The organism is Achromobacter xylosoxidans (assembly GCF_002192695.1).
Classification (GTDB): Bacteria; Pseudomonadota; Gammaproteobacteria; order Burkholderiales; family Burkholderiaceae_B; genus Achromobacter; species Achromobacter xylosoxidans_C.
The window spans coordinates 1-3,475 of record NZ_MTLG01000132.1 but is presented as its reverse complement, the minus strand read 5'-3'; the positions used below and the strand labels follow the sequence as shown (position 1 = coordinate 3,475).

Sequence of the window (3,475 nt, the reverse complement as noted above, 5' to 3'; positions counted from 1 at the left end):
GACCGTAGCGCACGACGGGGATGTACTCGGGCGCCTCGGGTTCGGGCGTGGCTTCTTCGATGGCATCCGGCGCGAGCGGCGTAGCGGTGGTCGCACAGCCGCTGGCCAGGACTGCGGCCAGTAGGCCGGCGCCGACCAGACGCAGGTATGGGTGGTTTTCGGGCATGGCTCGGCTCTATGGTTGCGATGAGCCAATACCTTGACCACGGGCTGCCGCGGAGTCAGCCGGGAATACGAACTGCGGGTTGCCGGATTTCGTAAGGATGTCGCGACTGCACGCGCGCATTTAAACTGAGCTGTGTCTACTCTCGCAGCTTCCTCGTCCCTCATTGGCAAGCCATGGAAGATGCCGGAACATCCACTTGCGTCGTGTTCGCGGCGAGATTTGCAGCTACCAGTGCGGAACGGTAGCTTGAACCCCGGCTGGCCGTAGAGATTGATCGTGGGGTATTGGGCAGTGTGGCCTGTTGAAAGACCGCCTCCCAGATATCCCGTGGACAGACGCCGCCGGGCATAATTGACGGTAACTGCGCCCCCTAGCGCTTCGCTGTCCCGTTCGCCTCATTCGATGCACGAATGCCATTTGCCAGGGAGATCTTATATGGAGTGCCCTCACACACTTGTGGAGCCAGCCTTAGATAGGTGGATGGAATGCCACTGGCATTTGCACCAAATGGAGGCAAGCTACCATGAGCCTGACGCATTCCGATATGCGCTCAATAGCTTCATTCGTGCGTTCAAAGAGGTGCCTCAACTCCTGACAATGCAAATTCAGAATCACTCCGATCTGAAGAATGCAATTGAACCCGTCTTTAAGGCCCTTCGCGATAGTGACCTGTATAGGGTGCTGACGACCAAGCGAAACTTCTTGGTGCATCAAGGCATGTTGGACCTTGAAAGCCGCGGTAGCGCGGGCACCACGGAGGGACACAAAGTTAAGATATCTTTTCCTTTCCGGGTCCACCCTTGGGAAAGCAGCAATGAAGCCTACGTGCGCTACAAGGAGGTCTGTCGTACCGACAAGATGATGCGAAGCTTGATCGGCCCAGATTGTGACTCGGCGCCAGCGATATGGCGCACTTGGCTCATAAGGGAATTTCCGGGGCGGGATCTCTTGGATGTCGCATTCGAAGCCTGGACCAAGTTGGGAGAGGTGCTCTCTGCAACGGTAGAGGCGCGGGGAGCTGAGCCATTGGATCTCAGCATGCCATGTCGCCACGATCCTGAGCATGTCAAGGTAAGGCGCTTCAGCCAGCGCGAATTCTTTCTCGATGTCGATGGGATCGACCTAGCGAAAGAAGAAAGAAAATGGCGGGAGGAGAATATGCGCCGCACGTCCGAGCGTGGCGCTACCCCCGCGACGCCCGATGATTCAATCTACTCGCCACAAAGTCCATCGCCAGCCGATTGATACACTCAAAAAAATAACTGGAGGCAAGCATGGCCGACACACCTAACCCTCAGGAAATTCCGGCAAGTGAGCAACCGAAAGAGGTCTGTAGGGTTTTGTCGTTAGACGGAGGTGGAGCTAAAGGCTTTTATACGCTCGGCGTGCTTCGCGAAATCGAAGCGATGGTTGCCCGCCCCCTTTCCGAATGCTTCGATTTGATATTCGGCACCAGCACCGGTGCGATCATTGCCTCTCTGCTAGCTTTGGGCTATCGAGTCGAGCAGATCCACGATTTGTACAAAACGCATGTGCCGACGGTCATGGCGCAGCGCTCACCCGCGGCCAGAACCGCAGCTCTTGAAAAACTGGCTGCGGAGGTATTCGGAGAGAGAACCTTCGATGAGGTCAAAACCGGCATTGGCATCGTGGCGACACGATGGATGACAGAAAAACCGATGATCTTCAAGTCGAATGATGCCCAAGCCCATGGTCGAAAGGGGACATTTGTCCCAGGGTTCGGGGTAAGGATCGCGGATGCCGTCCAAGCCTCTTGCTCTGCATATCCGTTCTTTGAGCGAAAGTTCGTAGTCACCTCGGCAGGTGACCAGATAGAACTGATTGATGGTGGCTATTGCGCTAACAATCCCACTCTTTATGCCATCGCAGACGCAGTGCTGGCATTGAGAGCTGCACATAGTGATCTGAGGGTCGTCAGCATAGGTGTCGGTGTCTATCCTGAGCCCAAGCCCAGTTTGAAGATGTGGTTCGCGAAGAAGTATCTCGTGAGCGTTCAGCTCCTGCAGAAAACACTTGAAATCAATACGCAGTCGATGGATCAACTCCGAGAGGTACTGTTCCGTGAAGTGCCCACAATCAGGATAAGCGACACCTTCGAACGGCCCGAAATGGCCACGGATTTGATGGAACACGACTTGGCAAAGCTCAATTTGCTGCGTCAGCGAGGAAGCGAATCGTTCGCGTCGAGAGAGGCCAGGTTGCGAGAATTCCTACTATAAGGCGTCGATATGCCCATTCCCGAAGCACAGTTGGAAACATGGTCCCATCAAGGAGCCATTAAAGGTTCGAGTTCTACTTATCAATCGATAAAGGCAAAGTTGGAGAGCAAGGATGCCGCATATGCCGGAAAGAATGTAGAGGTCTTCCTTCAGGGATCGTATGGAAATGACACGAACATCTACTCCGAAAGTGACGTAGATATTGTCATCGTCCTGAAGGACTGCTTTCAAAGCGACCGGAAGAGCCTCAGTGAGGTGGAGCAGGCAGCGTGGAGAAGCGCTCATCACGACGCGACCTATACCCATGCGGACTTCAAGAGGGACGTTCTGGCCCTCTTGGTGGACGCCTACGGCGCCGAGGTAAATGTCGGCGATAAAGCAATTTCTATCGACGCGAGCGGCACGCGAAGGAAGGCCGATGTTATCCCTGCGATACAGTATCGAAGATACTACAAATTCAATGGCCTGCACGACGAGCGATACGACGAGGGAATATGTTTCTACAATGCAGCGGGCGAGTGTATTGCTAACTATCCTAAGCAACACTCCGCGAACCTGAAGACTCGCCACCAAGCTGCAAATCAGTGGCTCAAGCCAATGGTGCGGATCTGGAAGAACTTGCGCACCAAGCTCGTCGAAGATGGAAAAATTGAAGCCGGCGCGGCGCCTTCTTACTACATCGAAGGGTTGTTATATAACGTGCCGGTTGAGAAGTTCGGGAGCAGTTATGAAGCGTCTTTTGTTAACGCCTTCAACTGGCTAGTAACCGATGCAGACAAGACTAAGCTCGTCTGTGCGAACGAGCAATATTATCTCCTCCGAGACAGCGCCCATACTTGCTGGGAACCTGCCAAGTGCGACGCTTTTCTCGATGCAGCGGCTAAGCTCTGGAAAGATTGGTGATGCCAAAAAAAGCCGGTGACCTATTGGTCACCGGCATTGGATGGTTTTGTCTTATGCAGCGACCAGTTGCCTGGCTAGTGCCACTTCGACCGAGTCGCCATCCTGGTTCAGGACATCAAGCCCCGATTCGGGTACATCGCCCGAAGTGGACTGCGAGACCATGATC

3 protein-coding genes and 1 pseudogene are annotated in these 3,475 nt (G+C 54.4%); 3 read left to right on the top strand and 1 reads right to left on the bottom strand.

Features of this window, described 5'->3' with window-relative positions; translation table 11 throughout:
* Positions 1-166, bottom strand: a pseudogene (locus BRO63_RS33860) (integrating conjugative element protein pill, pfgi-1); the annotation flags it as partial.
* Between the two features lie 480 nt (positions 167-646).
* Between BRO63_RS33860 and BRO63_RS33855 the strand changes: the two are divergent.
* The 3 genes from BRO63_RS33855 to BRO63_RS33845 are packed head-to-tail and all read left to right on the top strand — an operon-like array spanning position 647 to position 3,309.
* Positions 647-1,411: a hypothetical protein gene (locus BRO63_RS33855; RefSeq protein WP_179215285.1), complete on the top strand. Its 765-nt coding sequence runs from the start codon at positions 647-649 to the stop codon at positions 1,409-1,411.
* Positions 1,412-1,440: 29 nt separating this feature from the next.
* Entirely contained in the window at positions 1,441-2,406 is a 966-nt protein-coding gene (locus BRO63_RS33850) for a patatin-like phospholipase family protein (RefSeq protein WP_088143866.1), read from the top strand.
* Positions 2,407-2,415: 9 nt separating this feature from the next.
* Complete coding sequence (locus BRO63_RS33845; RefSeq protein ID WP_088143865.1) at positions 2,416-3,309, top strand: nucleotidyltransferase domain-containing protein; 894 nt, start codon at positions 2,416-2,418, stop codon at positions 3,307-3,309.
* Positions 3,310-3,475 lie beyond the last annotated feature (166 nt).

Bases quoted from the DNA above. Each gene is read 5' to 3' on its own strand.
- BRO63_RS33855 (WP_179215285.1), top strand. From the start codon at position 647: ATGGAATGCCACTGGCATTTGCACCAAATGGAGGCAAGCTACCATGAG.
- BRO63_RS33850 (WP_088143866.1), top strand. From the start codon at position 1,441: ATGGCCGACACACCTAACCCTCAGGAAATTCCGGCAAGTGAGCAACCG.
- BRO63_RS33845 (WP_088143865.1), top strand. From the start codon at position 2,416: ATGCCCATTCCCGAAGCACAGTTGGAAACATGGTCCCATCAAGGAGCC.